Source organism: Sinorhizobium mexicanum (genome assembly GCF_013488225.1).
GTDB lineage: Bacteria > Pseudomonadota > Alphaproteobacteria > Rhizobiales > Rhizobiaceae > Sinorhizobium > Sinorhizobium mexicanum.
Map to the genome: position 1 here is coordinate 3,344,289 of NZ_CP041238.1, position 26,894 is coordinate 3,371,182.

General features: G+C 61.4%; 31 protein-coding genes. 5 read left to right on the forward strand and 26 right to left on the reverse strand.

Features of this window, described 5'->3' with window-relative positions; genetic code table 11:
* Positions 1-254: 254 nt before the first annotated feature.
* Positions 255-935, forward strand: coding sequence for a Crp/Fnr family transcriptional regulator (locus FKV68_RS15830; protein ID WP_180938749.1), 681 nt, complete (start codon positions 255-257; stop codon positions 933-935).
* Between the two features lie 17 nt (positions 936-952).
* Here FKV68_RS15830 and ureG read toward each other — a convergent pair whose 3' ends face one another.
* The 13 genes from ureG to FKV68_RS15895 all read right to left on the reverse strand — a co-directional run bounded on the left by ureG (position 953) and on the right by FKV68_RS15895 (position 9,915).
* Positions 953-1,564 carry an urease accessory protein UreG gene (ureG, locus tag FKV68_RS15835; protein WP_180938750.1) on the reverse strand — a complete coding sequence of 204 codons (612 nt, stop codon included), beginning with the start codon at positions 1,562-1,564 and terminating at the stop codon, positions 953-955.
* 139 nt (positions 1,565-1,703) lie between these two features.
* Complete coding sequence (locus FKV68_RS15840; protein ID WP_180941531.1) at positions 1,704-2,375, reverse strand: urease accessory protein UreF; 672 nt, start codon at positions 2,373-2,375, stop codon at positions 1,704-1,706.
* Positions 2,368-2,856 carry an urease accessory protein UreE gene (ureE, locus tag FKV68_RS15845; RefSeq protein ID WP_180938751.1) on the reverse strand — a complete coding sequence of 163 codons (489 nt, stop codon included), beginning with the start codon at positions 2,854-2,856 and terminating at the stop codon, positions 2,368-2,370. Before ureE ends, FKV68_RS15840 begins: the two co-directional genes overlap by 8 nt.
* A gap of 1 nt (position 2,857) precedes the next feature.
* Positions 2,858-3,154, reverse strand: coding sequence for a putative quinol monooxygenase (locus FKV68_RS15850; protein ID WP_180938756.1), 297 nt, complete (start codon positions 3,152-3,154; stop codon positions 2,858-2,860).
* Positions 3,155-3,317: 163 nt separating this feature from the next.
* Complete coding sequence (locus tag FKV68_RS15855) at positions 3,318-3,857, reverse strand: peroxiredoxin (RefSeq protein WP_180938757.1); 540 nt, start codon at positions 3,855-3,857, stop codon at positions 3,318-3,320.
* 187 nt (positions 3,858-4,044) lie between these two features.
* A complete protein-coding gene (gene ureC, locus FKV68_RS15860; RefSeq protein WP_180938758.1) occupies positions 4,045-5,757 on the reverse strand; it encodes an urease subunit alpha in 1,713 nt (570 codons plus the stop codon).
* A gap of 3 nt (positions 5,758-5,760) precedes the next feature.
* A complete protein-coding gene (locus tag FKV68_RS15865; protein ID WP_180938759.1) occupies positions 5,761-6,408 on the reverse strand; it encodes a Urease operon accessory protein in 648 nt (215 codons plus the stop codon).
* 3 nt (positions 6,409-6,411) lie between these two features.
* Complete coding sequence (locus tag FKV68_RS15870) at positions 6,412-6,834, reverse strand: lysozyme inhibitor LprI family protein (protein ID WP_180938760.1); 423 nt, start codon at positions 6,832-6,834, stop codon at positions 6,412-6,414.
* Complete coding sequence (locus FKV68_RS15875) at positions 6,831-7,136, reverse strand: urease subunit beta (RefSeq protein ID WP_180938764.1); 306 nt, start codon at positions 7,134-7,136, stop codon at positions 6,831-6,833. Before FKV68_RS15875 ends, FKV68_RS15870 begins: the two co-directional genes overlap by 4 nt.
* Before the next feature lie 12 nt (positions 7,137-7,148).
* Positions 7,149-7,403, reverse strand: a complete 255-nt coding sequence (locus FKV68_RS15880; RefSeq protein ID WP_180938765.1) for a DUF1272 domain-containing protein — start codon at positions 7,401-7,403, stop codon at positions 7,149-7,151.
* Between the two features lie 63 nt (positions 7,404-7,466).
* Positions 7,467-7,769 (reverse strand): urease subunit gamma, encoded by a 303-nt coding sequence (locus FKV68_RS15885; RefSeq protein ID WP_180938766.1) that lies wholly within the window; start codon positions 7,767-7,769, stop codon positions 7,467-7,469.
* Between the two features lie 27 nt (positions 7,770-7,796).
* Positions 7,797-8,630, reverse strand: a complete 834-nt coding sequence (locus tag FKV68_RS15890; RefSeq protein WP_180938767.1) for an urease accessory protein UreD — start codon at positions 8,628-8,630, stop codon at positions 7,797-7,799.
* Positions 8,631-8,919: 289 nt separating this feature from the next.
* Positions 8,920-9,915 (reverse strand): alpha/beta fold hydrolase, encoded by a 996-nt coding sequence (locus tag FKV68_RS15895; RefSeq protein ID WP_180938769.1) that lies wholly within the window; start codon positions 9,913-9,915, stop codon positions 8,920-8,922.
* A 217-nt stretch (positions 9,916-10,132) separates the two neighbouring features.
* Between FKV68_RS15895 and FKV68_RS15900 the strand changes: the two genes are divergently transcribed.
* Positions 10,133-10,585: a MarR family winged helix-turn-helix transcriptional regulator gene (locus tag FKV68_RS15900; protein ID WP_180938771.1), complete on the forward strand. Its 453-nt coding sequence runs from the start codon at positions 10,133-10,135 to the stop codon at positions 10,583-10,585.
* Between the two features lie 177 nt (positions 10,586-10,762).
* Here FKV68_RS15900 and FKV68_RS15905 read toward each other — a convergent pair whose 3' ends face one another.
* From FKV68_RS15905 to FKV68_RS15955, 11 genes are all read right to left on the reverse strand, one after another.
* Complete coding sequence (locus FKV68_RS15905; RefSeq protein ID WP_180938773.1) at positions 10,763-11,881, reverse strand: branched-chain amino acid ABC transporter substrate-binding protein; 1,119 nt, start codon at positions 11,879-11,881, stop codon at positions 10,763-10,765.
* Positions 11,882-11,994: 113 nt separating this feature from the next.
* Complete coding sequence (locus FKV68_RS15910; RefSeq protein WP_180938774.1) at positions 11,995-12,339, reverse strand: DUF6867 family protein; 345 nt, start codon at positions 12,337-12,339, stop codon at positions 11,995-11,997.
* A gap of 25 nt (positions 12,340-12,364) precedes the next feature.
* Positions 12,365-13,090: an ABC transporter ATP-binding protein gene (locus FKV68_RS15915; RefSeq protein ID WP_180938776.1), complete on the reverse strand. Its 726-nt coding sequence runs from the start codon at positions 13,088-13,090 to the stop codon at positions 12,365-12,367.
* Positions 13,087-13,980, reverse strand: a complete 894-nt coding sequence (locus FKV68_RS15920) for an ABC transporter ATP-binding protein (protein ID WP_245181317.1) — start codon at positions 13,978-13,980, stop codon at positions 13,087-13,089. The genes FKV68_RS15915 and FKV68_RS15920 overlap by 4 nt, the downstream gene beginning before the upstream one ends.
* Positions 13,980-15,365, reverse strand: a complete 1,386-nt coding sequence (livM, locus tag FKV68_RS15925) for a high-affinity branched-chain amino acid ABC transporter permease LivM (RefSeq protein WP_180938778.1) — start codon at positions 15,363-15,365, stop codon at positions 13,980-13,982. Before livM ends, FKV68_RS15920 begins: the two co-directional genes overlap by 1 nt.
* A 4-nt stretch (positions 15,366-15,369) precedes the next feature.
* The gene (locus tag FKV68_RS15930) at positions 15,370-16,272 is read right to left on the reverse strand and encodes a branched-chain amino acid ABC transporter permease (protein WP_180938780.1); all 903 of its coding nucleotides are present in this window, start codon (positions 16,270-16,272) and stop codon (positions 15,370-15,372) included.
* Between the two features lie 92 nt (positions 16,273-16,364).
* The gene (locus FKV68_RS15935) at positions 16,365-16,565 is read right to left on the reverse strand and encodes a hypothetical protein (protein WP_180938782.1); all 201 of its coding nucleotides are present in this window, start codon (positions 16,563-16,565) and stop codon (positions 16,365-16,367) included.
* Between the two features lie 38 nt (positions 16,566-16,603).
* Entirely contained in the window at positions 16,604-17,158 is a 555-nt protein-coding gene (locus FKV68_RS15940; RefSeq protein WP_180938784.1) for a sarcosine oxidase subunit gamma, read from the reverse strand.
* Positions 17,159-17,169: 11 nt separating this feature from the next.
* On the reverse strand, positions 17,170-20,127 hold the full coding sequence (locus FKV68_RS15945; protein ID WP_180938786.1) for a sarcosine oxidase subunit alpha family protein: 2,958 nt from the start codon (positions 20,125-20,127) through the stop codon (positions 17,170-17,172).
* On the reverse strand, positions 20,124-20,402 hold the full coding sequence (locus FKV68_RS15950; RefSeq protein WP_180938788.1) for a sarcosine oxidase subunit delta: 279 nt from the start codon (positions 20,400-20,402) through the stop codon (positions 20,124-20,126). Before FKV68_RS15950 ends, FKV68_RS15945 begins: the two co-directional genes overlap by 4 nt.
* Positions 20,403-20,479: 77 nt before the next feature.
* On the reverse strand, positions 20,480-21,730 hold the full coding sequence (locus FKV68_RS15955; RefSeq protein ID WP_180938790.1) for a sarcosine oxidase subunit beta family protein: 1,251 nt from the start codon (positions 21,728-21,730) through the stop codon (positions 20,480-20,482).
* 226 nt (positions 21,731-21,956) lie between these two features.
* On the opposite strand from FKV68_RS15955, the gene cysQ reads away from it, so the two are divergent.
* Positions 21,957-22,733, forward strand: coding sequence for a 3'(2'),5'-bisphosphate nucleotidase CysQ (gene cysQ, locus FKV68_RS15960; RefSeq protein WP_180938792.1), 777 nt, complete (start codon positions 21,957-21,959; stop codon positions 22,731-22,733).
* An 8-nt stretch (positions 22,734-22,741) separates the two neighbouring features.
* On the opposite strand, the gene FKV68_RS15965 is transcribed toward cysQ, so the two are convergent.
* Together FKV68_RS15965 and FKV68_RS15970 are read right to left on the reverse strand one after the other, a co-directional pair.
* Positions 22,742-23,128, reverse strand: a complete 387-nt coding sequence (locus tag FKV68_RS15965; protein WP_180938793.1) for a response regulator — start codon at positions 23,126-23,128, stop codon at positions 22,742-22,744.
* Between the two features lie 110 nt (positions 23,129-23,238).
* Positions 23,239-23,994, reverse strand: a complete 756-nt coding sequence (locus FKV68_RS15970; RefSeq protein WP_180938794.1) for a Crp/Fnr family transcriptional regulator — start codon at positions 23,992-23,994, stop codon at positions 23,239-23,241.
* Positions 23,995-24,202: 208 nt separating this feature from the next.
* Here FKV68_RS15970 and FKV68_RS15975 point away from each other — a divergent pair, with 208 nt between their 5' ends.
* Positions 24,203-25,060 (forward strand): SDR family NAD(P)-dependent oxidoreductase, encoded by an 858-nt coding sequence (locus tag FKV68_RS15975; RefSeq protein WP_180938795.1) that lies wholly within the window; start codon positions 24,203-24,205, stop codon positions 25,058-25,060.
* Between the two features lie 59 nt (positions 25,061-25,119).
* The gene (locus FKV68_RS15980; protein ID WP_180941533.1) at positions 25,120-26,676 is read left to right on the forward strand and encodes a VOC family protein; all 1,557 of its coding nucleotides are present in this window, start codon (positions 25,120-25,122) and stop codon (positions 26,674-26,676) included.
* The last annotated feature ends 218 nt before the right edge of the window (positions 26,677-26,894 follow it).

Here is a 26,894-nt window from a genome sequence, read left to right on the forward strand (position 1 = left end):
CTCCGAAAATCGATTCCGATTTTCGGGCCGATGCGCTAACTACTGCATGTTTCCTTAAATCATAGCCGATTTAAGGATAAAAACATGCAGCACTTCAAAGTGCTACAGCGTCCTTTGCGCGTCTGATAAGACGCGCGGCGCTATAGCCCGCGCCGTCATGCGCGGGCCTTTTTGTGAAAGTTATTTGATCGGGGTCAATTCGCGTCTTTCGATGACCGATTAGCATTGTTCGATCCAATTCGGGAATGGCACGGATGAAGACCTTGCGACTGACCTCGACCGACAGAACTGTTCTTCTCGATTCGCGTTTCTTTGCGAGACTGCCGCGACCGACGGCAGAGGCTATCCTTGAGGGTGCAATCGTTTCCACGCACGAGGAGCACGATATCGTGTTTCGTCAGGACGAGCCGATCGACCATGTCTTCTTCGTGCTCTCTGGTCTCGTCCGTCTCTACCGCTTGGGCAAGGACGGTCGCGAAGCCGACATCGCCGTATTGCCCAAGGGCGAGATCTTCGGCGCAAACGCCATGTTCCTGGAGCATCGTGCGACCGCCAATGCGCAGGCAGCGGAGGCCTTGATCGTCGCGCGGTTCGAAAGCGGCAAGCTTCGTCAGCTTGCCGCAGAAAATACCGATGTCGCCCAGGCGCTGATCGAACTTCTCTGCCGCCATGGCAAGATGACGGAAGACTGCCTTGCCGAGGACCGGTTGCTCACCGCGCCTCAGCGGGTCGCAAGCTATATCCTCAGCCATTGCCCGGACGGTCTGAGCAGCTTCTCGTTCCGCCTGCCATTCCAGAAGAACGTGCTTGCGGGCAAGCTCGGTCTCGCGCCGGAGGCCTTGTCGCGCGCCTTCTCGACACTCCGCCAGTCGGGCGTCACCGTCAAAGGCCGCATGATCGAAATCCGCGACCGGCAAGCGCTGGAACGTTTCTGACCGGTTTATCTACTGCGTCAGAGCCCGCCTTCCACAGTCAGGAATTCGACGATCCGGTCTATGCCGTCGCCGCGCTTCATGTCCGAAAACAGGAACGGCTTTGCCGCGCGCATCCGCTCCGCATCCCGTTCCATCACGTCGAGGTCGGCCCCCACATATGGCGCGAGGTCCTTCTTGTTGATCACAAGGAGATCGGACTTGGTGATCCCCGGCCCGCCCTTGCGCGGGATCTCTTCGCCTTGGCAGACGGAGATCACGTAGATCGTCAGGTCGGCGAGATCGGGAGAAAAGGTGGCCGCCAGGTTGTCGCCGCCGGATTCGATGAAGACCACGTCGAGATCGGGAATCCGACGGTTGAGATCGGCGATCGCCTGCAGATTGATCGACGCGTCCTCTCGGATTGCCGTATGCGGGCAGCCGCCGGTTTCGACGCCAACGATCCGTTCCGAGGGCAGCGCCTGCATCCGTACAAGCGCTTCGGCGTCTTCCTTGGTGTAGATGTCGTTGGTGACGACCGCGACGGAATATTTCTCTCGCATCGCCTTGCACAGCTTGCCGGTCAGCGCCGTCTTGCCGGAACCGACCGGGCCGCCGATGCCGACGCGAAGGGGACCGTTTTTCGATGGCATCTGCGTTTCCTTTCAGGATACGGCCGCCCGTTAGAGCGGGATGAGGAAAAGTGTCCGCGGTTTTCCGCCCGCATCCCGCCCTACTTATTAGAATCGATCACGATGATTTTGGTTCGATTCGAACCAAAATCATCGTGATCTAGGAGCGGAACAGGCGGGTATGCAGCGTTTCGTGTCTCAGCGACGAAATATCGGCCATGATCGTCGCCGAGCCAAGCTCGTCCAGCGAGGCTTGCGCGGCGCGGTCGGCAACAGCGGCGATCGTGTTCTCGAGGCCGGCCAACACGCCGACGCCATCGCGCTGACCGATGACTCCGCAGCGAATGGCAGCCGAAACCGCGTTGGAAGTGGCGGCGCCGAGGTAGGCCGCGATCGAGGGCCGCAATCCCGTGCGATGCGCACCGGCCACGGCACCAACAGCCACCGGATAAGCCGCCACCGGTCCAAGCAAGTCGAATACGACGCTCGACCAGTTGCGCGCAGCAGCAAGAAACGCCTCGCCCTGCAGCACGGTTTCCATATGACGCTCCGACGAACCCGCCATCGCTTCCGCCAGTTCGCTCGCCGCCTTCAATCGTCGCGGATCGTCACGCCCCTCATAGCTTTCGGCCAGAAGAAGGGCGTCGTTCCACATGCCACCGCGCGTCAGCAGCGTCTCCAGCCACAGCCGCAGCTCTTCGGCATTGGTCACGAGACCATCGTGAACCGCCTGTTCCAGTCCTCCGGAATAGGCGAAGGAACCGGCCGGAAAGGCGGGTGATAGCCAGGTAACGAGGCGCAAGAGCGCCAGCGTGTCGGGCTGGTCAGCCATGGTCGTGGTGGTGACCGCCGTGGCCGTGACTGCCGTGGCCATGCCCACCGCCGTGATAAGCGCCACGCAATGGTTGGAAGGGTTCGGTCACTTCGCCGACGGTGGCACCCAAGCCTTCAAGCATTGCACAGATGACGGGATCGCGGGCGATCAGGATGCGCCCTGCTTCGATCGCCGCCGTAAGATGTCGATTGCCGAGATGCCAGGCAAGCTCGATGAGGTGCACGTCATCCCGCGCGCGGACCTCGTAAAGCGCCTCGTCGGCGGCCTTGATCCGGATGTAGCCGCCTCCTTCCAGCACGAGGAGGTCGCCGTCGGCGAGCGTGACCGGCTGCTTGAGGTCGAGCATCACCACATCCTCGTTTTCGAGATGCAGCAGCTTTCGCCGCAGATGGCGCTCGTCATGGGCGAGCGTCACGCTGTGAAGCGCCGCCTTGTCCGCGGGGCCCGGCGACAGCACTTCGGTCGAGCGATAAGGCACGTCAGATCACCTCTGTCCTTTCCGGGTGCACGACCTCGATGCGAGCGTCTGCCAGCAGATCCGCCATCGCCGCCTGAAAGGCCTTGAGATGCGGCTCGCCAAAATGGGCGTCCACCGCCGCCCGGTCTTTCCAGTTCTCGACGAAGACCAGCGTGTCCGGTTCCGCGGGCTTGCGATAGAGATCGTAGCCAATGCAGCCCGCTTCCTTGCGCGTGGCCTCGATCAGCGGTGCCGCCAAGGCGACGACGTCATCGCCCTTGCCCGCATGTGCCTTCAGATATGCGATAACGTAAACCACTGATCCTCGCCGCGCCTTTCCGCAACCAATGTAACAAGAAAAGGCCCCGGCGCCAGCAGGAAGGCGGAGGCGAAATGGTTTCCACACCCTGCCTGGGCAAACCGGGGCCTTCAGTCGTGTTCGGCCCTGCACCTCCTAAGAAGCGCAGGCATTCATAACCGGATCAGGCGGCGATCTTCTGCGACTTCAGCGCGTCGAGAATGTTCTGCGGCGAGGAAACGCCGTAGGGGTCGCTATCGCAATTGTCGGAGTAGCCTTCTTCTTCGAACCACTGCTCGACGACGCCGTTGTTGATGACGGCGCCATAACGCCAGGAGCGCATGCCGAAGCCGAGATTGTCCTTGGCAACCAACATGCCCATCTTGCGGGTGAACTCGCCCGAGCCGTCCGGGATCAGCTTGACGTTTTCGAGGCTCTGCGACTTGCCCCAGGCGTTCATCACGAAGGCGTCGTTGACCGAGATGCAGTAGATCTCGTCGATGCCTTCGGCGCGGAAGTCAGCGGCGAGCTTCTCGAAATCCGGAAGCTGGTAGGTCGAGCAGGTCGGGGTGAAGGCGCCCGGGAGCGAAAACAGCACGACGCGCTTGCCGGCGAAATACTCCTCCGACGAAACATCCTGCCAGCGGAACGGATTGGAACCGCCGACGGCTTCGTCGCGGACGCGGGTACGGAAGGTTACAGAGGGAACTTTTCTGCCGAGCATCATCATCTCCTTCATGACAGCCTGCCGGCCGCGATCAGTCTTGGGAGGAAGCGCAGCCGGCCGGAAAGTGAGAACCCTTTCCTATCGGAGATTCCGCTGCGGTGCAGCATCAAAGCGGCGTTTTGGGTGGACCCGCATGGCTGCCATGCGGATGATGCATGGATTTCTGCTCGCTCCGGGCGGCCGCCTAGAACAGAAAGTAGCGCTGCGCCATCGGCAGAACCGTCGCCGGCTCGCAGGTCAGTAGTTCGCCGTCGGCACGGACCTCGTAAGTCTCCGGATCGACCTCGATATGCGGCGTCAGGCTGTTGTGGATCATCGACGCCTTGCCGATGCCGCCGCGGGTGTTCTGGACGGCGACAAGCTCCTTGGCGACCCCCAGCCGTCCCGCAAGCCCCGCATCGAGCGACGCCTGTGAGACGAAGGTGACCGAGGAGTTGGTCCGGTTCCGGCCATAGGCTCCGAACATCGGCCGGTAGTGAACGGGCTGCGGCGTCGGGATCGAGGCGTTCGGATCGCCCATCGGTGCTGCCGCAATCGAGCCGCCAAGCAACACCATGTCGGGCTTCACGCCGAAAAAGGCCGGGTTCCAGATGACGAGGTCGGCGCGCTTGCCCACTTCCAGCGAACCGATCTCGTGGCTGAGACCATGCGCGATCGCGGGGTTGATCGTGTATTTGGCGATGTAGCGCTTGACCCGGAAGTTGTCGTTGTCACCGGACTCTTCCTTGAGCCGCCCGCGCTGGCGCTTCATCTTGTCGGCCGTCTGCCAGGTGCGGATCGCCACTTCGCCGACGCGGCCCATGGCCTGGCTGTCGGACGAGATGATCGAAAAGGCGCCGATATCGTGCAGGATATCCTCGGCGGCAATCGTTTCCTTGCGGATGCGGCTTTCGGCGAAGGCAATATCTTCCGGAATCGAGGGTGACAGATGGTGGCAAACCATCAGCATGTCGAGATGCTCAGCCAGCGTGTTGAGCGTGTAGGGCCTCGTCGGATTGGTCGAGGACGGAATGACATTCGGCTGGCCGCAGATCTTGATGATATCCGGCGCATGGCCGCCTCCCGCCCCTTCCGTATGAAAGGCATGGATCGTCCGGCCCTTGATCGCGGCGATCGTATCCTCGACGAAACCGCTCTCGTTAAGCGTATCGGTGTGGATCATCACCTGGACATCATATTCGTCCGCAACCGACAGGCAGCAGTCGATCGCCGCTGGCGTCGTGCCCCAATCCTCGTGCAGCTTCAGCGAAGTGGCGCCGCCGAGCACCATTTCCACAAGGGCACCGGGGAGCGACGCATTGCCCTTGCCGGCAAAGGCCAGATTCATGGGGAATGCATCAGCCGCCTCGATCATCCGGGCGATGTGCCATGGGCCAGGCGTGCAGGTCGTTGCGAGCGTGCCGTGCGCCGGGCCGGTGCCGCCGCCGAGCATGCAGGTGAGGCCGCTCATCAACGCTTCCTCGATCTGCTGCGGGCAGATGAAGTGGATATGGCTGTCCATGCCGCCGGCCGTGATGATCTTGCCCTCGCCGGCGATGACTTCCGTGCCCGGCCCGACGATGATGGTGACGCCCGGCTGCGTGTCCGGATTGCCGGCCTTGCCGATCGCCGCAATTCGCCCGTCCTTGAGGCCGATATCCGCCTTCACGATCCCCCAATGATCGACGATCAGCGCGTTGGTGATCACGGTATCGACCGCGCCGCCCTCGCGCGTGACCTGGCTTTGCCCCATGCCGTCGCGGATAACCTTGCCGCCGCCGAACTTCACCTCTTCGCCATAGGTGGTGAAATCCTTCTCGACCTCGATGAAAAGTTCGGTATCGGCAAGGCGCACCTTGTCGCCCACCGTCGGACCGAACATGTTGGCATAGGTGGCGCGCGACATCTTGTGGGGCATGGATCAGGCTCCGTCGGAAAAGTCTGAAGATTGGGATTGGTCGAGACGGCGAAGGCGGCCTTCGGCGACAAGCGCATCTACGTAGCGGCGTTCGGCGGCAAAGGGATGCCATTCCCAGCCGATATGGCCGAATCCGGCAAGCACGACGTCGTCTCGGGGCTGGGCGAAAGCGGCCAGGATCTCGGCGATCACCACCAGGCCGCTCGACGGCACGACATAGGGCGCCGGCGCGAACCGGGCGAGATCGCGCTCAAGCCGCTCGTGCGTTTCTACCGGGATCACTCGATGACGCCGGCCAGTCGCCCGTGCGAACGCTTCGAAGCCCGCCGTGTAATCGTCGCAGAAATCGTCGAGATCCGGGTGCGTCTTCATAAGATCCGCCCGCATGGCGGCAAACTTCGCGCCAGTACGGACGCTCCATATCTCGCTCGCGCGCCGCACTGGCCCGCTGTTCTTCCATCGACCTCCACCGAGCATCGACAGCGCTGGGCGACCAGTATTGCAGACCGCGACGATGTCGGTTCTTGTCCCGCCGTTGCCGACCGAGCGGCAATCGTTGAAGCGGATGACGAGATCGGCGGAGTCAATCACGGCTGCCGCGCCTTGCGGCACGTCGCCATTGCCAACAATCGTGATGGTGCGGCCGCTCAACGGTCAGTTTCCGCTCGGTTCGAGGAGTTGCTTCAATTCGCTTGTTCGCTTGCGGGTCAGTTCCGCCAGGCAGCCGGAAACGAGCATCGGCTCCATCGAACCGCCACGCGCCTCGAACCCGGCCAGTTCGCACTGCCCGTCACGGTAGCCGATCCAGGCCCGTTGCGCCTTCTTCAATGCCTGTTCCGCGCCGGGATAGGCGGCGTCGATTTCGCCGAGTTCCTTGTCCATCGCCTTCATGGCAGCGACGGCTTGTTTGTAGATGTTGTTCAGGTCCGCATCGGCTCGGTCATAGTCCTGGCCGGCGCAGATGTTCATGTCCATCTGCGTCACAGCGTTCTGGCAATCGACCCTTGGCTGTTCTTGCGCGGCGGCCGAAACCGCTGACAGCAGAAGCAAGCCGGATAGAGACGCGAACACCCTCATAGCTTGCCCATGATCGCCTGGCGGAAGCCAAACACCTCGCGTTTGCCTGAAAGCGGGATCAACGTGACCTGCCTCGTCTGGCCGGGCTCGAAGCGGACGGCCGTACCGGCCGGAATGTCGAGCCGCTTGCCGCGGGCGGCGTCACGATCGAAGATCAGTCCCGGGTTCGTCTCGGCGAAATGATAGTGGCTCCCAACCTGCACGGGCCGGTCGCCGGAATTGGAAACCTCGATCGTGACGGTTTGGAGACCGACGTTCAGTTCGATCTCGCCTTCAGCTGCGATGATTTCGCCAGGAATCATGTCCTCTCCTCTTCAAGTGGCTTGACCGTCCGCACAGCCTTGCGGCTTCAACACGCGCTCCGTCGACGCCGGATATTTCGCGAGCATCGCAACCGGGCGGACCGGCCGGCGCACCAGTTCACCGCTGCAATTCGGGCAGATGCCGTCAAGCTTCTTGTCGGCACAGTCGGCACAGAAGGTGCATTCGAACGTGCAGATCATGGCCTCCCGGCTCTCCGGCGGCAGGTCGCGATCACAGCATTCGCAGTTCGGGCGCAGGCTCAGCATGGTTGCCCCTCAAGGTTGACGGCGGATCCGGTCAGAATTCGCTCCACACTCTTCCGTCATGCCCTAGCGGATCGGTTCGTGGACGGTGACGAGCTTCGTCCCATCCGGAAAGGTCGCCTCGATCTGAATGTCATGGATCATTTCGGGGATCCCTTCCATGACCTGGTCGCGGGTCAGCACATGCGCGCCGGCTTCCATCAATTCGGCCACGGAGCGCCCGTCCCGCGCACCTTCGACGACAAAATCGGTGATGAGGGCGATCGCTTCCGGATGGTTGAGCTTCACGCCACGCTCCAGCCTCCGGCGCGCGATCATCGCCGCCATGGAAATCAACAGCTTGTCCTTTTCGCGCGGGGTGAGATTCATGCGTCGGCCGTCCAATAAATTGTGGGATCAGATCGTCCAGACTTTCGGCACAGATGCATCGTTACGCAAGTGCGAAATAACCGGGACAAGAATTTTTCTAAGTGCGAAGCCGTCTGTCGCAACAATCCGCGCGACCAGTTTGTCACGACCGGCAACCTGAGAATGGCTGACCCCGGCGCTCGCATAGCCGCCGAGGGTGCCTCGCAGCCTGGGCAGCATCGCTTCGCAATCCGTCCCCACATAAAGCAGTGTCGCAAAGGCTGCCGCGCCGCCGAGTACCGCGGAACGTCCCGCGAGTGCGGCAATATCATTGGCAAGGGTCAGGTTCTCCGCATGCAGAAGCCGGCCGCCGCTTGTCACCCGCCAGCGGTCACGAAAGAGACCAGCCTGCACGACCTCGCCCATCGCCTTGCGGCCGAGAAGAACCGCCTCGACCGCCAGAAAGGTTGCGTCTCCGGCAAGCTCGACCTCCAGGGACCGCGCCAAGGATGCGCGGTCGAAGAGGATGGTTTCCTGCGGCAGCCAATCGACCCGGCTTCCGCCAGCAACAAGGATCCGCGTCGAGATATCGGCCGTTCCAGCGCTCGCCTTGTAGATTTTCTCGCAGGCCTGCGTCGTCAATGTCAGCGTGGTGCCTTCGCCCGCCTCGAACGCCCAGGCCATCCGGTCGCCGCCGGTGATTCCCCCCGACGAATTGATCAGCACCGCTTCAAGCGACGCATCAAAGGTCTTTGGCAGTCGGATCTTGGCGCAGCCCTCCTGATAGAGTTCAGCGATAGCCGTGCGGCCGTCTCGGGACTTGGCAACGAGCCGCCCTTTTCCCCACGCCCGCTGCGGAGCGACGATTGCTGCATTATTCATGAAAGGCCGTTGGCTATCTTTGCGACACATTGCATGCATCGATGGCGGCATCGTCCGCGAGCCGGTCTCCAAAGTCAAGGCATTGTTTCGCAAGGCGAATTCACGAAGACGCCCCTGCGAGACGTCGACTGCTTTGGGCCACCATCTCCGGCGACCGGCGAACAGGGGCAGTGACGTTGTCGCCGACCTTCATGTCCATTGCCGTTCGGGTTTCTCCGTCGCGGCCAGCCCGCTTCCCCTGAACGCAAGAGGGCGCCGCTCGGGCGCCCTCTACTCTTTTGTTCGAAGATTACGACCTCGCGAATTCGAGCAGGTCCTGGTTGAGCTGGTCCTTGTGGGTGTCCGTGATACCGTGCGGGGCGCCGGGATAGACCTTCAGCGTCGCATGCGGGACGAGTTTCTTCGAGGCCCGCGCCGCCGCGTCGATCGGCACGATCTGGTCGTCGTCGCCATGGATGATCAGGGTCGGCACGTCGAACTTCTTCAGGTCCTCGGTGAAATCGGTCTGCGAGAAGGCGACGATCGAGTCGTAGGTGTTCTTGTGGCCGCCCATCATGCCCTGCAGCCAGAAGCTGTCGATCATGCCTTGGGAAACCTTGGCGCCCGGCCGGTTGAAGCCGAAGAACGGGCCGGAGGCGATGTCCTTGTAGAGTTGCGAGCGGTCGACGACGCTTGCCGCCTGGAGATTGTCGAACACCTCCTTCGGCAGCCCGCCGGGGTTGGCGTCGGTCTTGACCATCAGCGGCGGCACCGCCGAGATCAGCCCGGCCTTGGCGACGCGCTTGGTGCCGTGACGGCCGATATAGCGGGAGATTTCGCCGCCACCGGTCGAAAAGCCGGCGAGGAAGATGCCGGTGAGATCGAGTTGTTCGATCAGCTCGGCGAGATCGTCGGCATAGTGGTCCATGTCGTTGCCGTCCCAGGGCTGGCTGGAGCGGCCATGACCGCGGCGGTCATGGGTGATGACGCGGAAGCCGTTGTTGGCGAGGTGGAAGGCCTGGGCCTCCCAGCTGTCGGAAGACAGCGGCCAGCCGTGGCTGAGCACGACCACCGGCCCGTCCTTTGGACCCCAGTCCTTGTAATAGATTTCGACGCCGTCGCGGGTGACGATCCTGCTGCCCATGGTCCTTGCTCCTTCGCTGGTTGTGTTGGTTGCATTCGCGGCACCTGCCGCCGCCGAGGCCGGGCGGACAGCAGATACTGCAGCGGCGGCGCCGAGAGTGGCAGCCAGTATGTCTCTTCGCGAGATGCCGTTCGTCCTTGCGTTTGCGCTTATCCTTGTCATGGAATGCTCCTTGTTCCGCTGCATAGATCGCTGAAAGTCTCGCGGTTAAATCGCGCACGATACAAATAACTACCGAACTTCCCGCCCCGATCATTTTCTAATTATCTCACGATTAAATCGTGCACGATATTTATCGCGCTGAATTTGACGTGTCAATACCTTGCGATTAGATCGCGAACGATTTATTTTATCCCATGATCAAATCTGGGTTGGGACAATGACCAAAACAGACAGCCCCTCTCACGAAGACCTTATGAAACTCGACAATTTTCTGTGTTTCGCGATCTATTCGACGAACCACGCCTTCACGCGCGTCTACAAGCCGCTGCTCGACGAGTTGGACCTCACCTATCCGCAATATCTCGTGATGGTCGTCCTTTGGGAAAAGGACGACCAGACCGTTGGCAGTTTGGGCGAAAGGCTCTTTCTGGAGTCAAGCACGCTCACACCCATGCTGAAGCGCCTCGAAGCCATGGGCTACATATCGCGGCTCCGGGACAGGACCGATGAGCGACAAGTGCGCGTGAAATTGACCGAAAGCGGCCGCGCCTTGCGGGAAAAGGCCGAGAATGTTCCCCATGGCATTGCCAACGCCACAGGGATGGAACCCGCGGAACTCGTCCGGCTCAAGCAGGAGATCGCGACGCTGCGTACGTCGCTGCTGCGATAAGGTGCGCTCTATGGCGATGGCAGCATGCGCATCGCCCCTGCATGCGCCCTAAAAGCCGCTCAAGGACAAAGTCCCTTGCATATCTGATCAGACGGGCTGCGTATGCACCGCTGCCGCAGGAACAAAAAGACCCGGCGCTTCCACGCCGGGTCCTCTAAAAGCGGAACGAAATGACGACTATTCGTTCTGGAAGTAGCTGTACTTGCCGTCGTCACCCTTCTTCCAGGTGTACATAACGTAGTCCGGGCGGGTGATGTCACCCTTTTCGTCGTAGCCGAGTTCGCCGATTGCGGTCTTGAAGGGACCCTTGGCCTTGATGGCCTCGGCAACGGCCTGCGGATCGTTGCCGCCGGCAGCCTTCGCGCCTTCAGCGATTACCTGGAGAGCGGCATAGGCATAGAGCGTGTAGGCTTCCGGTTCGAAGCCTGCGGTGCGGAACTTCTCGACGAGGTCCTTGGCATTCGGGTTCTTGCGCGGATCCGGCGAGAAGGTCATCAGCGTGCCGTCAACGGCGTCACCGGCGATCGAGGCCAGTTCGTTCGAGACGATACCGTCACCCGACATCATCGTTGCCTTCAGGCCCTGGTCCTTCATCTGGCGCATGATCAGGCCAGCTTCCGTGTGCAGACCGCCGTAATAGACGATGGAGACACCGGCTTGCTTCATCTTCGCGATCAGCGCGGAGAAGTCCTTGTCACCCGTGTTGATACCTTCGTAGAGCGCTTCGGTGAGGCCGGCCTCGTTCATTGCCTTCTTGGTTTCATCGGCAAGGCCCTGACCATAGGGAGTCTTGTCGTGAACAACAGCGATCTTCGCGTCCTTGAAGTTGGCGGCGAGGTAGGCACCGGCAACCGCACCCTGCTGGTCGTCGCGACCGCAGGTACGGAAGGTGTTCCACAGGCCGCGCTCAGTGAACTGCGGGTTGGTAGAGGCCGGAGTGACCTGCAGGATGCCGTTTTCGGCGTAGATTTCCGAAGCCGGGATGGACACGCCCGAGTTGAAGTGGCCGACCACGAACTTCACGCCGTCAGCAACGAACTTGTTGGCGACCGAAACGCCCTGCTTGGCATCCGACACGTCGTCGCCGAGCACAACCTTGATCTGTTCACCGTTGATGCCGCCTGCAGCGTTGATATCGGCAGCCGCCTGTTCAGCACCCTTCTGAAGCTGTGCACCGAACGCAGCATTCGGGCCCGTCAGCGGGCCGGCAACGCCGACCACAATGTCAGCCCACGCAGAGCCGCTAAAGGCGACCATTGCCGTCAGCGCAACGGCCGACAAAAGAGACTTTTTCATCTTGTTACTCCCAATAATCGAGCGGGTCTCGTTTCTACGCCTGCGCAATGCCCACCTTAATCGCGCCGGTGTTCTTTCGCACCGGCCGCAATCGACCGGCACGCGCTGTTCCCTTATTTGGTCTTCCAGGAGAAGGGTGAAGCCTTTTCATAGAGCCAGTAGTAGTTGTTGGTCATTTGCTTGGTCCGGTAGTATCGGAAGCCGGCAGTAGCAAACAACAAAAGCACGATCGTGTCCACGATATAGTACTGCAGGCTGAACATCGTGGCGCCGAAAAGAGCGTGATGAATGAAGCGGATAGCCCAACCCAGCAACGCTACATAGAGCAGCAGCCGCGGAAAGTTATGCCACGTATCGGCGACGCTCTTGCCCGTCCGCCAGGCGGTCCAGCCACCCAGCACACAGGTAATGAAGAGAAACTGCCAGATTGACGTTTCTTCGTAGAGAATTCCCTGCATGTTTACATACTCCAGGCGCGGCGCATCAATGACGGCCGCCTTCGAGATAGGCTGAACGGACTTCCGGATTGGCGAGAAGATCCTTGCCTGTCCCGCTCATGGTCACCCTGCCGTTGACCATGACATAAGCGCGGTCCGACAGCTTGAGTGCACCGAAGGCGTTCTGTTCGACGAGGAACACCGTCAGGCCTTCTTGCTTGTTGAGTTTCTTGATCGCCTCGAAGATGCCCTTCACGATCAGCGGCGCGAGGCCGAGCGAAGGTTCGTCGAGCAAAAGCAGCTTCGGCCGGGCCATCAGGGCGCGCCCGATCGACAGCATCTGTTGTTCGCCGCCCGACAGCGTGCCGCCGCGTTGCGCCTGCCTCTCCTTCAGGCGTGGGAAGAGCGTGAAGATCTTTTCGACGTCCTCGTTGAAATACTTCAGGTTGTCCAGGCTTGCCCCCATCTGCAGGTTCTCGAGAACCGTCATGCGCGGGAAGATGCGTCGCCCTTCCGGCGATTGCGCGATCCGGAGACGGGCGATCTCATGCGTCGGCAGGCGCGTGATCTCCTGACCGTCGAAGAAGACGGAGCCGGTGCGCGCCTGCGGGCTGCCGCAGATCGTCATCATCAGCGTCGACTTCCCGGCGCCGTTGGCGCCGATCAGGCTGACGATCTCTCCGCGATGAACCTCCACGTCGACGCCGTTCAGCGCCCGGATATTGCCGTAATAGGTCTCGACGGCTCTCACATGCAGCAGCGGAGCACTCATTGCTTGGTGCCTCCCTGCCCGCCTTCGATCTCCTCGATTTGTTCGATCACCTCTTCAACCTCTTCGTCCTCGACACCCAGATAGGCCGCAATGACCTTCGGATCGTTCCTCACGAATTCCGGGTTGCCGTCGGAAATCTTCTGGCCGTATTCCAGCACCACCACATGGTCGGAAATCTCCATGACCACCGACATGTCATGCTCGATCAAGAGGATGGACGTGCCGGTATCGCGGCGGATGTTCTGCAACAGTTCATTGAGCGCCAGCGACTCGCGTGGGTTGAGGCCCGCCGCTGGCTCGTCGAGGCAGAGAAGTTCCGGCCCGGTGCACATGGCGCGAGCGATCTCAAGCCGCCGCTGCGCACCGTAAGGCAGGTCCCCGGCCGGATCGTCGGCGCGGTCGATCAGCGACGCTCTCTCGAGCCAATGCCTCGCAATGTCGATCGCTTCCCTGGAAGCCTGACGATAGGCCGGGAATCCGAGCAGGCCGAGAATGGTATAGCCGGAAGCCAGCATCAGCTTGTTGTGTTGGGCCACGAGCAGGTTTTCCAGAACCGTGAGGCCGGAGAACATCCGGATGTTCTGGAACGTGCGCGCGACCTTGGCGTGCTTGGTGATCTCGAAATCGGGCAGACGCTCGAGCAGATACTCCTGCCCGGCCTTCTGCCTCATCGTGATCATGCCCATCGTCGGCTTGTAGAAGCCGGTGATGCAGTTGAACACCGTCGTCTTGCCCGCCCCGTTCGGGCCGATCAGCGCGGTGATGTCGCCGCGATACGCCTCGAAGGAGAAGTCGTTGATGGCCATGAGACCGCCGAAGCGCATCGAGAGGTGCTCGACCTTGAGAATGGGGTCTTTTGTCATCGTATTCGTCATTGTCTCGATGGCCATCAGCCGTGCCCTTCCTTGGTGAAGCTGCCGGAGACAGCCTTGCGTTCGCGCAGGAACGCGGTCGGTTCACGGGATCCAACGAAGCCGCGCGGCTTCAGCACCATGACGACGACCATGGCCAGGCCAAAGATCAGCATGCGGTAAAGCTCGGGCGTGAAGTTCGGTCCGAAGATTATCTTCAGGAAAGTGAGCTCACGCAGGATTTCGGTACCGCCGATCATGACAATCGCAGCGACTGCAATGCCGGTCAGCGATCCCATGCCACCAAGAACCACGATTGCAAGAATGACCGCCGATTCGAGGAACACGAAGGATTCCGGCGACACGAAGCCCTGACGAACCGCGAAGAATGAGCCAGCGAAGCCACCGAACATGGCACCCGTCGCGAAGGCCGTAAGCTTCGTCGTGGTCGTGTTGATGCCAAGCGAGCGGCAGGCGATCTCGTCCTCGCGAAGTGCCTCCCAGGCGCGGCCGATCGGCATCCGGCGCAACCGGATCGTGACGAAGGCCGTCAGCAAGGCGAGGCCGAGGATCAGATAGAACAGGAAGATCTTGTAATAGGCCGAAGAGATCGGCAGCCCCATCAACGCAGCGAAGCCGTCCTTGGAAGCATCGAACTTGATGCCGAACAAGGTTGCCTTGGCGATGCCGGAGACGCCGAAAGTACCCTTGGTCACCTCGGTCCAGTTGATCAGCACGAGACGGATGATTTCGCCGAAGGCGAGCGTCACGATCGCCAGGTAATCACCGCGAAGGCGCAGGACCGGAAACCCGAGGATCACGCCCCAGCAGGCGGCGAGAAGACCGGCAACCGGCAAGAGCACCCAGAAGGACAAGCCGAAATAGCTGGAAAGCAGCGCATAGGAATAGGCACCGACCGCGTAGAAGGCGACGTAGCCGAGGTCGAGCAGTCCGGCGAGGCCGACGACGATGTTAAGGCCCCAGGCGAGCATCACGTAGATCAGGATCTGGACGCCGAAATTGTCCACCCATTTCAGCGACCCCTGGACACCGGTAAGCGCCAAGATGACCGGCGGATAGAGGATGAGTGCCACGATCGCGATCTTGGAGAAGTTGCGGCTGAAAAAGCCCTCCTCCTTCACGACCTCGGGGGCAGCCGCCTTCGCCGCCTTTCTCTGCGCAAGCCAGGGCTGGGCGTAGGCGACCATAACGAAGCGACCAACCATGGCGATGATCACGAAAGTCGCCAGCAGACCCCAGCGCTGGGTGAGGATCAGCTCGTTGCGGATGTTCTGGTCGGTCTTGAGGCCGACGAAGAGCACGAACAGGCCGAGGGTGACGAGGCCCGCGAAGACAGCCTCGCGCAGGGCCCGCGCCGTCACCTCAGTGCCGGCGCTTGCAGTAGTAGATGCAATGTTTGCCATGGAATTATACCTTCTCGACTTCCGGTCGTCCGAGAATACCCGACGGCTTGAAGATCAGGACGATCGCGAGAATCGAGAAGGTCGCGACATCCTTGTAGTCGATGGTGAAATAGGCCGACCACAATGACTCGATCAGGCCAATCATAAGGCCGCCGAGAACTGCGCCCGGCAACGAACCGATGCCTCCGAGAACGGCAGCTGTAAATGCCTTGACGCCCGGAGCAAAGCCGTCAGTGAAAACGACGACACCGTAATACATCAAGAACATCGTCCCGGCGACAGCAGCAAGCGCCGCGCCCATGACGAACGTCACCGAGATCGTGCGATCGACATCAACACCGAGCAGCGCCGCCATCTTGCGGTCCTGTTCGGTGGCGCGTTGCGCACGACCGAGCGGCGTCTTGTTGACGATGTACCAGAACACCGAAAGCAGAATGGCCGTAATGATAACGATGATGATCTGCTTCAGCGAAATGGCGATACCGAATATATCATAGACCGACGAGACAAGCGGCGGGATCGGCTTGTTGCGCGGACCCTGGGTCACCTGAATGAAGTTCGACAGTACGATCGACATACCGATGGCGGTGATCAGCGGCGCCAGACGGAAGGATCCGCGCAGCGGACGGTAAGCCACCCGCTCAATGGTCCAGTTCCAAATCGCCGCCGTAAGCATACCGACGATCATCATGAGCAACAGCGCCAATACAACCGGCACGCCCGCCATGAACGATGTGAGAATAAGAAAGACAATCAACGCGGCAAAGCCGCCCAGCATGAAGATATCGCCATGGGCGAAGTTGATCATGCCGATGATGCCGTAGACCATGGTATAACCGATTGCGATCATACCATAAATAGACCCAAGCGTCAGCCCGTTGACGAGCTGCTGGACGAAATACTCCATCAATCTTCCCCTGGACCAGATCCTAGCGGTCCGATCTCTTGTTATTAGAGCTCATTGGTGAGCGTGCTCTTTGCCCCGATTTCATACCTCTTTCAAACGAAAATGAAAGCTAAAAAATGGTTCTCCTCCAGATTCTTCGGCGATAGCGGAGATTTGACGCTTTCGAAGCCAGAAAAATCAAAATTTTGGCAGCGTGCGCACGTGAAATGAGCACGTTTGACCGCAAAGCCGCTGGAAATCGGCAGCAGCAGCGGCGCGCGTCCAACATGCAGTAGTGCGCCGATGCTGCACATGGACAACATCCGAACGGCCGCCGCAACCGCTCGGCTCGTCACGCGGCGAACGCGGCCGTCAGGTCGTGTTCGCGCCCCATTGTCATGAGGTCGTCGAAGAGGGATTCGGCAAAGGAGCGCGGAGCGAGCAGTTCGAACACATCTTCCCCGGTCCGCGCCAGATTGACGGAGATGTGGCCGCAAAGCGCATTCGCACTGGCGCCGGCCACAAAAGCCGTAGGATGCAGGTCGACGCCGATGCCCTTCGCAAGAATCCGGCGCGTTGACGGGCCGGAAAGCCGGAAAAGGACGTGCGCCTCGCTTTGGTCGACGATGTGGGCCCGGCCGCTGCAAAGAGTGTCGAGGCGACGTTGCAGCCCCTCCGGCGTATCGTTTTCGGAGACGGCCAGCCATTCGCCCGGCGCGCTGAACCGCACGGCGAATTCAGTTACGGACGATAACAGCCTTTCGACCGCGTCCTCCTCGCCGGCGCTGGCAAGTACCATCGCGATTGCCTGCCTATGGCCGATGGCGAGATGATTGGCGCCCGGCGGCCGCGGCGCGCCGCGCAGCTTCTCATCAAGCGCATGACGGTTGTAGTAATCGCGGATCATCGGCGGTTTCCTCAGGCTTTCATTCTGGCATTCTCAGGGTCGACGAAGACCGGATCGCAGACCTCGGCGATGACCTCCTGATCGCGCAGCTTGTCCCAGACGACAATCCGTTCGCCGTAACGCTCGCGGCCCGACTTCAGGAAGGCAAGGGCGATATGATGACCGAGAACCGGCGAGAAGCAGGCGGAACTGACCCAGCCCTGGTCGTTAAGGCTCGACGGCTTCATGCCTTCACGCAGCAGATGCGCACCGGCGCGAATGTCCTTCTCCCTGTCCACCGGTTTCAGTCCCACGAGTTGCATCCGGTCTGCGGCCGTCAGCCCATATCGCGACGAGAGATGCTTGCCGACGAAGTCCGCCTTGTGGGCTGAAACCATGCGGCCCAGCCCGGCATCGTCCGGGGTCACCCGGCCATCGAATTCAGCATGCGTGGGCAGGCCCTTTTCCAGCCGCAGCACGTTGAGGGCCTCCACTCCATAGGCGCAGATATCGAAGGCGCGGCCAACGTCCATCAGCTGATCGGCAACCGCCACGCCAAATCCCGCCGGAACGGCCAATTCAAAGGCCAGCTCGCCGGAGAAGGAAATGCGGAAGAGCCGGGCTTTCAGCCCGCCCTTGAGCGTTACCGTTGCGGCGGCGAGGAACGGGAATGCCGCGTCGGAGATGTCATCCTCGACAAGCTGCTGCAATACGCCGCGCGCCTTCGGCCCGGCGATGGCCATCTGCGCCCACTGGTCGGACACGGAGCAGAAACGAACCTTCAGTTCGGGCCAAAGCACCTGCGAGCAATATTCCATGTGGGACATCACGCCGCCCGCCATCGCGGTCGTCGTGGTCACGAGGAAATGCTCCTCTGCGAGCCGGCTCGCCGTGCCATCATCATAGACGAAACCGTCCTCGCGCAGCATCAGGCCATATCGGGCCTTGCCGACCGGTAGCTTCAGCAAGGCGTTGCAATAGAGCCGATTGAGAAATTCAGCCGCGTCCGGGCCGAAAAGCTCGATCTTGCCCAGTGTCGAGACGTCGCAAATGCCGACGTTCGTGCGCACGTTCAGCACCTCGCGATCGACGCTCTCGCGCCAGGTCTTTTCGCCCGCGCGGGGAAACCAGGCGGACCGATACCATTGTCCGGCCTCGACAAACGTCGCCCCATGTTTCCGCGCCCATTCGTGCAGAGGCGATTTCCGGACGGGCTGGGCGTGTTTGTCGCGCGCCGTCCCGGCAAGCGCGCCGAAAGAAACGGGCGTGTAGAACGGGCGAAATGTCGTCACCCCGACATCCGCGGGGCTTACCCCGCGCATGCCGGCAAGAATACCAACGGCGTTGATGTTCGAGAGCTTGCCCTGGTCGGTCGCCATGCCGCTGGTCGTATAGCGCTTGGCGTGTTCGACATGGCCGAACCCTTCGCGCAGCGCAAGCCCCAGATCCTTCGCGTGCACGTCGTTCTGGAAATCGACAAAGGCCTTGGACTTTGCCCCGGGCACATACCAAAGCGCGGTGAAGGACGGATCAGCTTCCTCGCCCGTTTGCGGCAGAACGTCCTGAGCGGGCTTGAACCCCAGGTCGGATGCGATCGCCGACGCCTTGGCGGCGCCATCGCCGATGCAGCCCGCAAGCGTGTAGACGCCGTCCGCTGACCCGGCGATACGCAACCCGCCGCCGACATCCGGCGCAACGAACGCGCTCAGTTGATCGGACCACACCGGCTTCGCCCCACGCTGGCTCGCCAGGTGAATGATCGGGCTCCAGCCGCCGGACATGCCGACCGCGTCACACGCAACAAGTTCCTCGAAACCCGACCGCTCGACCACGAGCCCGGAAACCCGCCGGCGTCCTCTGGTATCGACGACGGAGGCCGAGCGGATCACGCGCGTGCCTTCCGGCGCGGCGTCTTCTGCCGCTGCACGACTGTCGATGATTGCCGCTATGGCGATACCCTTGGCGTGGAGGTCGCGGGCAGCCTGATACCCGGCGCTGCCGTTGGTAAAGATCGCAACCGATCTGCCGGCTGCCACGCCGTAGCGGTTCGCATAGGTCCTGAGCGCCCCGGCCATCATCAAGCCCGGCCGATCATTGCCGCCGAAGACCAGCGGACGCTCCTCGGCACCGGTCGCAAGAAGCGCCCGCCGCGCGACGATGCGCCAGACCCGCTCCGCCGGCAGCTTGGCCAGAGGCTCCGCCACATGCTTCTGAACCCGTTCGACGGCGCCGAAGACATTGTCGTCGTACCAGCCGAAGACCGTCGTCCGCGGCAACAAAGTGACATTCGGCAGCGCCTGTAACTCCGCGACGACACGATCGGCGAAGACATAGGCGGGCGCTCCATCGATCGGCTGCGTTTCCGAAAGAAGCGACCCGCCCAGGCGGAAATCCTCGTCGGCGAGAATGACACGAAGCCCGGAGCGTGCCGCCGTCAGCGCCGCCGTCAGTCCGGTCGGGCCGCCACCGACGACGAGCAGATCACAGTGCGCCCAGGATTTCTCATAGGTTTCCGGATCCCGTTCGAGCACGGTGCGTCCGAGGCCGGCAGCACGGCGGATCAGCGGTTCGTAGAGCTTTTCCCAGAATTGCGCCGGCCACATGAAGGTCTTGTAGTAGAAGCCCGCACCCAGAAACCGCGAGAAAAGATCGGTGATCGCGCCGATATCGAAGCCGAGCGACGGCCAGCGGTTCTGGCTGCGTGCCGTCAGTCCGGCATAAAGCTCCGCAACAGTCGCCTTCGTGTTCGGATCACTGCGCGCGCCGGAACCGATCGTGACAAGCGCATTCGGTTCCGACGTTCCCGCGCTCACGATGCCGCGCGGCCGGTGATACTTGAAGCTGCGGCCGACGAGCAGCTGGTCGTTGGCAAGGAGCGCCGAGGCCAGCGTGTCGCCGGCAAAACCGCGCAAGGGGCGGCCGTCGAAACTGAAACTCAGCGAACGGCTGCGATCGACCAGTCCTCCGGCCGTCAGGCGATAGGCGGTCATCGGCCGTTCTCCCTGGCGAAGGCAGCGCCATCAGTCACGGAATGGACCTCATGGGTAAACGTGTCGCGTTCGATCACCAGGAAACGGCGGCAGCCCGCCACGTGCTGCCAGTGTTCGAGCGTGCGCCCCCGCGGATTGGCGCGCACGTAGACATAATCGTGCCAGGCCTCGTCCGATGCGGTTGGCGCCGGGCGAATGAGGGACGCGTCGCCGCGAATTGTAAACTCTTCCTTCGGGCGGACCCCGCAATGGGGACAGGTGATCAGGCTTGCCATCGTCTTGTCCTTGGACCCGGGCGGGTCCATTTGGTTCGAAAATGCGACCGCGTGGAATGGGCGGTTCGTCGCTTCTATCAGTGAAGATTGGGTTGAGGACCGGCACCAGCCTCGTCTACCGCATAGCCACGGGCAAAGCGGTCGAGCCTCAGGGCGCGCGCGACCGGGTGCGTGTCGTTCTTGGCAATCAGGTGAGCGAAGCAGTAGCCCGATGCGGGCGTGGCCTTGAAACCGCCGTAGCACCAGCCGCAGTTCAGATAGAGATTGTCGATCGGCGTGCGGTCGATGATCGGCGATCCATCCATGCTCATGTCCATGACCCCGGCCCAGGAGCGCAGCACCCGGACGCGCGAGAGACCGGGGATCATCGTCACCCCCTCCTCCATCACATGCTCGGCAGTCGCGAGGTTTCCGCGCTGGGCGTAGGAGGTGTAGCCGTCGATCTCCGCCCCGAAAACAAGGCCGCCCTTGTCGGATTGCGAGATATAGAAATGTCCGCCGCCATAGACGATCACATGGTCGATGCAAGGTTTCAGCCCTTCGGTCACGAAGGCCTGAAGCACATGGCTCTCGATCGGCAGCTTCAGATCCGCCATCTCACCAACGCGAGACGTGTTGCCCGCAGCCGCCAGTGCGAGCTTGTTGCAGCCGATGAAGCCCTTGGTCGTCTCGACTCCGGTGACGACGCCGTTCTCGCGGCGGATGGCGGTTACCTCGCAATGTTCGATGATGTCGACCCCGTGGCGGTCGGCGCCGCGCGCATAACCCCAGGCGACCGCGTCGTGCCGGGCGGTGCCGGCGCGGCGCTGCAGGAGCCCGCCGAGGATCGGATAGCGGGCGTGGTCATAATTGAGGAAGGGGATCATCTTCTTCAGCTGGTCGCGCTCGATCAGCTCTGCCGCCACGCCTTCCATCCACATGGCATTGCCGCGCCGGATGTAAGCGTCGCGTTGGCCGTCGCTGTGGTAGAGCATGATCACGCCGCGCTGCGACAGCATCACATTATAGTTCAGCTCCCGCTCCAGCCCCTCCCAGAGCTTCATCGAAAATTCGTAGAACGGCTCGTTGCCCGGCAGCATGTAGTTGGAACGCACGATCGTCGTGTTGCGCCCGACATTCCCAGAGCCAAGATAGCCCTTCTCCAGCACGGCGACGTTTTTGACGCCGAATTCCTTGGTGAGATAGTAGGCTGTAGCGAGACCATGACCGCCGCCGCCGACGATGATCACGTCATAATGCGACTTCGGCTCGGCCTGTCGCCATTGCGGCTTCCATTTCAGATTTCCGGAGAGGGCGTTCTTGACGATCGAGAATGCGGAATAGCGCATGAAGGCATCCAGTTCATTTGCGCGGCCACCTTTGCATAAGCAAAGCGCAACGCAAAGATGCAAGGCGCCTTGCGGCTGCAAAATGCCGCGATGACATATCTTTCCGCGGCAACTCCGGGAGCTTCGGCAATTGCGGCAAAGAGGCAGATTTGAGTATGAAGGAAGGCTATCGGCATTCCGCCGTCTCGTGCGAATCGGCGCGCTGGCGCGAAAAAGAAGAGTGACAATGCTGGAAACACTGGAAAGATCGGCGGTCGCAGCCGGAAGGGCGATCCTGGACATTTACAACGCCGGCCCGGCCGTCAGCTACAAAGCCGATACTTCACCCGTTACCGACGCCGACCACAGCGCCGAACGGATAATCCTCGCCGATCTCGCGGCGAGCTTTCCCGACATTCCGGTGATCGCCGAGGAAGCCGCGGCCGCCGGGCACGTCCCCGATATTTCCGGAAAATCGTTCTTCCTCGTCGATCCCCTCGACGGCACCAAGGAATTCGTCGGCCGCAGCAGCGATTTCACCGTCAACATCGCGTTGATCGAGGACGGCGCGCCGGTCGCCGGCGTGGTCTATGCCCCCGCGCTCGGCATCCTCTATTCGGCAAGTGCCGGCAAGGCGAGGAAGGCCCTGATCGAGGACGATCGCGTTGCCGGTGATCACGTGACCATCGGCTGCCGCATCTGCGGCGACCGGCCGGTGGCCTTGACCAGTCGTTGGCACAACAGCGCCGAAACGGTCGCCTATCTCGCGGATCACGGCATTACCGACTATGAGGCGGTCGGTTCGTCGTTGAAATTTTGCCTGCTGGCCGAAGGGCTTGCCGACATCTACCCGCGCTTCAGCCGTACCATGGAATGGGACACGGCAGCCGGCGACGCTATCCTGCGCGCGGCCGGCGGCGAGACGCTGACCATGGAAGGAACGCCTCTCACTTACGGCAAGCGCAACCAGCGCCACGACAGCGATTTTGCCAATCCCTGGTTCGTCGCCCGCGGCAAGCCCTGACGTCGTGGTCAACGATCGCGCTGACCGTGTGCGGCGGCAATAAGGCTGCCGATCGTCATCTCGTTGAAGGGTTTGTCGATCCTCGGAACATCGCGCAGATGCTCCGGCGAAGGAAAAGATTCGCCGTATCCGCTGGTAAACCCGACCATGATGCCGCGCGCGATCATGGCATCGGCAATGATGAAGCTCGTATCGCTATCGAGATTGACGTCGATGAGAGCAAAATCGATGGCGTGAGCGGCGACGATTTCCATAGCCTGCTCGGCATTCGTGGCGACGTGAACTTCTGCCACTCCCAGAGATGTAAGGATTTCCTCGGCGTCCATCGCAATGATGAAATTGTCGTCCAAAACGAGAACCGTCTTGATTGTCGGCGGAATTTCGTTGCTTTGCACTCCCGATGCCCTTTCAGAACCCTGCCCCGCAAACCGAGGCTTGATCCTCGAACATCCAAACTAGGTCGTAAAGAGTGTCCTGGCATTTAAAATTGACATGTGACGGCACATCAGATGAATGGCCGCTTGTTCTCGCTGATGCCGCCCCACTCGGCAATCGCAAGCAGCCCATCGACATCGCGCACGTTGCATCCCCCGTCCACCCACCGAATGAGCCCGCGGTCGGCAAGCTTCTTCAGGGTCTTGTTGGTGTGGACAACCGAAAGGCCAAGCGTGTCGGCGACATGCTGCTGGCGGATCGGGATCGCGACGCGATTGCCGCGAAACAGCTCTAATGCTTTTGCCCGCTGGTAAAGAAACGCAAGTAGATAGGCGGCCCTCTCAAGCGCCGAACGCCGGCCAATGCTCAGGAGATGCTCGTCAAGCATGCGTTCCTCCCGGGCGGCAATCCAGGTCAGATCATAAGCAAGGTCGGGGTGTCTGGTATAAAGCTGATTGAGCCTGTCCCGTTCGAAGACGCAGAGAGTAACCGGAGAAAGCGCCTCGATCGAATGCTGCATTTCTCCCATCAGGCTGCCTTGAAGTCCGACAATATCTCCAGGCATTACGTAGTTCAGGATCTGACGCCGGCCGTCGTCGAGCATCTTGTATCGAAAACCCCAACCGGCAAGCACGGTGAAGAGGTGAGCGCTGTGCATACCTTCAAGGATTATCGTCGCGCCGCTATCGACTGCCAACTCGCCCGTCTTGAAATCCGAAACGAAAGCCAGTTCCTCGGCTGCGAAATCGCGAAAGACCGCGAGTTGGCGAAGGGGACAATTTTCGCACGGCGTGCGTTTGCTGTTCTTGCTCGTTTGGCTTGCCATGAACCATCTCGTGGCCGGGGCGTGCGGAGGAACCTGCCCATAAAACCCCGTACATAGAACTAGCGCTCGCGCGCTCCTGGGCAAGGTTGTCGGAAAGCAATGACATTTCAGACGTTTCGCAAACCGGTCGCCGGTGATTGCGATGGACTTGGCGCCGCCGCCGCTCTATCTCTTTCGGAACTTTCCGCCGTCAACGGGGATCCACACCATGTCCTACGCCGCCATCGCAAAAAATAACGTTGCTGTCATCACCGGAGCTGCCTCCGGCATCGGGCTTGCCGCGGCCAAGCGCTTCGCCGGCCTCGGGCTGAAGGTTGTCCTTGCCGACCTGCCCGGCGAACGCTTGCAGGCGGCTGCGGCCGAGGTGGCAAGGATTGCCACGGACGGCGCGAGCGATGTCGCCGCAATCGCCACGGACGTCTCCCGCCCCAATGATCTCGTGGCGCTGGCGCGTTCGGCGAGCGAGCGGTTCGGCCACGTGCATGTGCTGATGAACAATGCCGGCATCCAGCCGGGCAGCTCGATGTTTGGCCCACTGGAGAACTGGGAAGCCGTGATTGCAGTCAATCTCTGGGGCGTGATCAACGGCTCGCGGATTTTCGCGCCCGCCATGATCGCCCATGGCGAGCCGGGGCTCATCATCAATACCGGATCGAAACAAGGTATCACCACCCCGCCCGGCGATCCGGCGTACAATGTCTCGAAGGCCGGGGTGAAGGCCTTCACCGAGGCGCTGCAGCATGAATTGCGCAATACCGAAGGCTGCAAGGTCGCCGCGCATCTCTTGATCCCCGGCTTCGTCTACACGTCGCTGACCGCCCACGGACGAACGGAAAAGCCGGCGGGCGCATGGACCCCGGATGAGACCGTGGACTTCATGATGGAAACCCTCGAGCGCGGCGACTTTTACATCCTCTGCCCGGACAACGAGGTCGACCGCGCGACGGACGAGAAGCGCATCCTGTGGGCCGCAGGCGACATCGTCGAGAACCGGCCGCCGCTTTCGCGCTGGCATCCGGACCATGGCGAAGCCTTCAAGGCCTTCCTCGCCGGCAAAAAAGGCTGAGGGATCCACGGACGTGCGCAGGCCCCTGAGGCGGCCTTGACGTGCAGAAGGACAAGACGGTGACCAGCGGCATCCACCACATCACCCTGATCGCCCGCAAGGTGCAGGCAAATGTCGATTTCTATGTCGGCTTTCTCGGCCTGCGCCTCGTCAAGCGAACCGGCGGCTACGAGGACCCCAACCAGTTGCATCTCTTTTACGGGGATGCGGCGGGGTCGCCGGGCTCGCTCGTCACCTTCCTGATGTGGGAAGACGGCTCGCCCGGACGCGTCGGCCACGGTCAGCCGAGCGAAATCGCCTTTGCCATCCCGCCGCAGAGCATAGGCTTCTGGCTGACGCGCGCATTGCAGTTCAACATTCAGGCGACCGGCCCGGCGCAGGAGTTCGGCGAGCCGGTGCTGCGTCTCAAGGATCCGGACGGTGTGATCGTGAAACTGGTCGGAACCAACGCGCTTGCCGAACCCGCTCCATGGGCGAGCCCGGATATTCCGGAGACCGACGCGATCCGGCGGCTGCGCGGCGCGACCATCCTCACCGAGAAGCCGAAGGAGACCGCCCACTTCCTGCAAAATCATTTCGGCTATTCGGAGACCGGAGCGACAGCCACGATCCGGCGCTTCACGTCGAAGTCCGGAGACGTCATCGACGTGCGCGACGCCACCGGCTTCTGGACATCGGCGCCCGGCACCGGCACGATCGACCATATCGCCTTTCGCGCGCCGGATGAGGCGACGGTGCTTGCCGTGCGGGCCGATCTCGAGCAGGAGCACGCCGGTGCGACCAACGCGCACGACCGCAAATATTTCTTCTCGCTCTATGTGCGTGAACCGGGCGGCTCGCTCTACGAGCTTGCCACCGACGGTCCCGGTTTCGCGGTCGACGAGCTGCCGGACACGCTCGGATCCAAGTTGTTCCTGCCGACGCACCTTGAAGCCGATGCAGCCGGGACCTTGGTGAAGCTTCCGCAATTCGCCCTGCCCGGCGAGCCGCGGCTGACGCCGCGCGACCTGCCTTTCATCCACCGCTTCTATCATCCGGATGAACCCAACCATCGCACCTTCGTGCTCTTACACGGCAGCGGCGGCAACGAAACGGACATGCTCCCCTTCGGTCATCAGATCGATCCGCGCGCCACCCTGCTCGGAATGCGTGGCCGAAGCACCGAGGAGGGTTTCCCGCGCTGGTTCCGCCGCCTGTCGATGACGACGTTCGACCAGCAGGATATCCGCTCGGAGGCAGAGGCCTTCGTCGCCTTTATCGAAGGCGCGCGCGATGGCTACGGCCTCACGCCTGACAAGACGATCTTCATCGGCTACTCGAACGGCGCAAATATGCTGGCTGCCGTCATGCTGCTTTACCCGGGCCTAATCAGGAACGTGGTGATGATGCGGGCAATGGCCGCGCTCGAAGACGCGCCGACACCCGACCTTGCCGGAGCAAATCTTCTGGTGCTGACGGGCAAGGAAGATCCCTACGGCAAATACGCACCGACCCTCATAAGGGTCCTCGCCGATACTGGCGCAAACCTCAAGGCGCTGGACATCGACACCCACCACGGCATCGGTGACGACGATGCGGAAGCCATTCGCGGCTGGCTGGTGGAAAACGGTCTCTGATGCCGTGCCCTACTGCAAGTTTTCTTAAATCGCAGTCGATTTAAGGATAAAAACATGCAGCACTTCAAATGCCACAGCGTCCTTTGCGCTTCTAGAGCAATTCGAGGAAAAGTGTGAAACGGTTTTCCGTCCGGAATTGCGTAGTTTCAAAGAGTTAGAGCATTTCACTGTTTCAATGAAACAATGAAATGCTCTAATAAGACGCGGCGCTGTGATGC

Bases quoted from the DNA above. Each gene is read 5' to 3' on its own strand.
- ureG (WP_180938750.1), bottom strand. From the start codon at position 1,564: ATGCCATCGAAAAACGGTCCCCTTCGCGTCGGCATCGGCGGCCCGGTC.
- FKV68_RS15890 (WP_180938767.1), bottom strand. From the start codon at position 8,630: ATGAATAATGCAGCAATCGTCGCTCCGCAGCGGGCGTGGGGAAAAGGG.
- livM (WP_180938778.1), bottom strand. From the start codon at position 15,365: ATGGCAAACATTGCATCTACTACTGCAAGCGCCGGCACTGAGGTGACG.
- FKV68_RS15920 (WP_245181317.1), bottom strand. From the start codon at position 13,980: ATGGCCATCGAGACAATGACGAATACGATGACAAAAGACCCCATTCTC.
- FKV68_RS15930 (WP_180938780.1), bottom strand. From the start codon at position 16,272: ATGGAGTATTTCGTCCAGCAGCTCGTCAACGGGCTGACGCTTGGGTCT.
- FKV68_RS15950 (WP_180938788.1), bottom strand. From the start codon at position 20,402: ATGGCAAGCCTGATCACCTGTCCCCATTGCGGGGTCCGCCCGAAGGAA.
- FKV68_RS15840 (WP_180941531.1), bottom strand. From the start codon at position 2,375: ATGGCTGACCAGCCCGACACGCTGGCGCTCTTGCGCCTCGTTACCTGG.
- FKV68_RS15885 (WP_180938766.1), bottom strand. From the start codon at position 7,769: ATGAATCTCACCCCGCGCGAAAAGGACAAGCTGTTGATTTCCATGGCG.
- FKV68_RS15900 (WP_180938771.1), top strand. From the start codon at position 10,133: ATGACCAAAACAGACAGCCCCTCTCACGAAGACCTTATGAAACTCGAC.
- FKV68_RS15935 (WP_180938782.1), bottom strand. From the start codon at position 16,565: ATGTGCAGCATCGGCGCACTACTGCATGTTGGACGCGCGCCGCTGCTG.
- FKV68_RS15910 (WP_180938774.1), bottom strand. From the start codon at position 12,339: ATGCAGGGAATTCTCTACGAAGAAACGTCAATCTGGCAGTTTCTCTTC.
- FKV68_RS15875 (WP_180938764.1), bottom strand. From the start codon at position 7,136: ATGATTCCTGGCGAAATCATCGCAGCTGAAGGCGAGATCGAACTGAAC.
- FKV68_RS15945 (WP_180938786.1), bottom strand. From the start codon at position 20,127: ATGACCGCCTATCGCCTGACGGCCGGAGGACTGGTCGATCGCAGCCGT.
- FKV68_RS15830 (WP_180938749.1), top strand. From the start codon at position 255: ATGAAGACCTTGCGACTGACCTCGACCGACAGAACTGTTCTTCTCGAT.
- FKV68_RS15975 (WP_180938795.1), top strand. From the start codon at position 24,203: ATGTCCTACGCCGCCATCGCAAAAAATAACGTTGCTGTCATCACCGGA.
- FKV68_RS15955 (WP_180938790.1), bottom strand. From the start codon at position 21,730: ATGCGCTATTCCGCATTCTCGATCGTCAAGAACGCCCTCTCCGGAAAT.
- FKV68_RS15870 (WP_180938760.1), bottom strand. From the start codon at position 6,834: ATGAGGGTGTTCGCGTCTCTATCCGGCTTGCTTCTGCTGTCAGCGGTT.
- FKV68_RS15905 (WP_180938773.1), bottom strand. From the start codon at position 11,881: ATGAAAAAGTCTCTTTTGTCGGCCGTTGCGCTGACGGCAATGGTCGCC.
- ureC (WP_180938758.1), bottom strand. From the start codon at position 5,757: ATGCCCCACAAGATGTCGCGCGCCACCTATGCCAACATGTTCGGTCCG.
- FKV68_RS15855 (WP_180938757.1), bottom strand. From the start codon at position 3,857: ATGCTCGGCAGAAAAGTTCCCTCTGTAACCTTCCGTACCCGCGTCCGC.
- cysQ (WP_180938792.1), top strand. From the start codon at position 21,957: ATGCTGGAAACACTGGAAAGATCGGCGGTCGCAGCCGGAAGGGCGATC.
- FKV68_RS15880 (WP_180938765.1), bottom strand. From the start codon at position 7,403: ATGCTGAGCCTGCGCCCGAACTGCGAATGCTGTGATCGCGACCTGCCG.
- FKV68_RS15895 (WP_180938769.1), bottom strand. From the start codon at position 9,915: ATGACAAGGATAAGCGCAAACGCAAGGACGAACGGCATCTCGCGAAGA.
- FKV68_RS15940 (WP_180938784.1), bottom strand. From the start codon at position 17,158: ATGATCCGCGATTACTACAACCGTCATGCGCTTGATGAGAAGCTGCGC.
- FKV68_RS15970 (WP_180938794.1), bottom strand. From the start codon at position 23,994: ATGGCAAGCCAAACGAGCAAGAACAGCAAACGCACGCCGTGCGAAAAT.
- FKV68_RS15915 (WP_180938776.1), bottom strand. From the start codon at position 13,090: ATGAGTGCTCCGCTGCTGCATGTGAGAGCCGTCGAGACCTATTACGGC.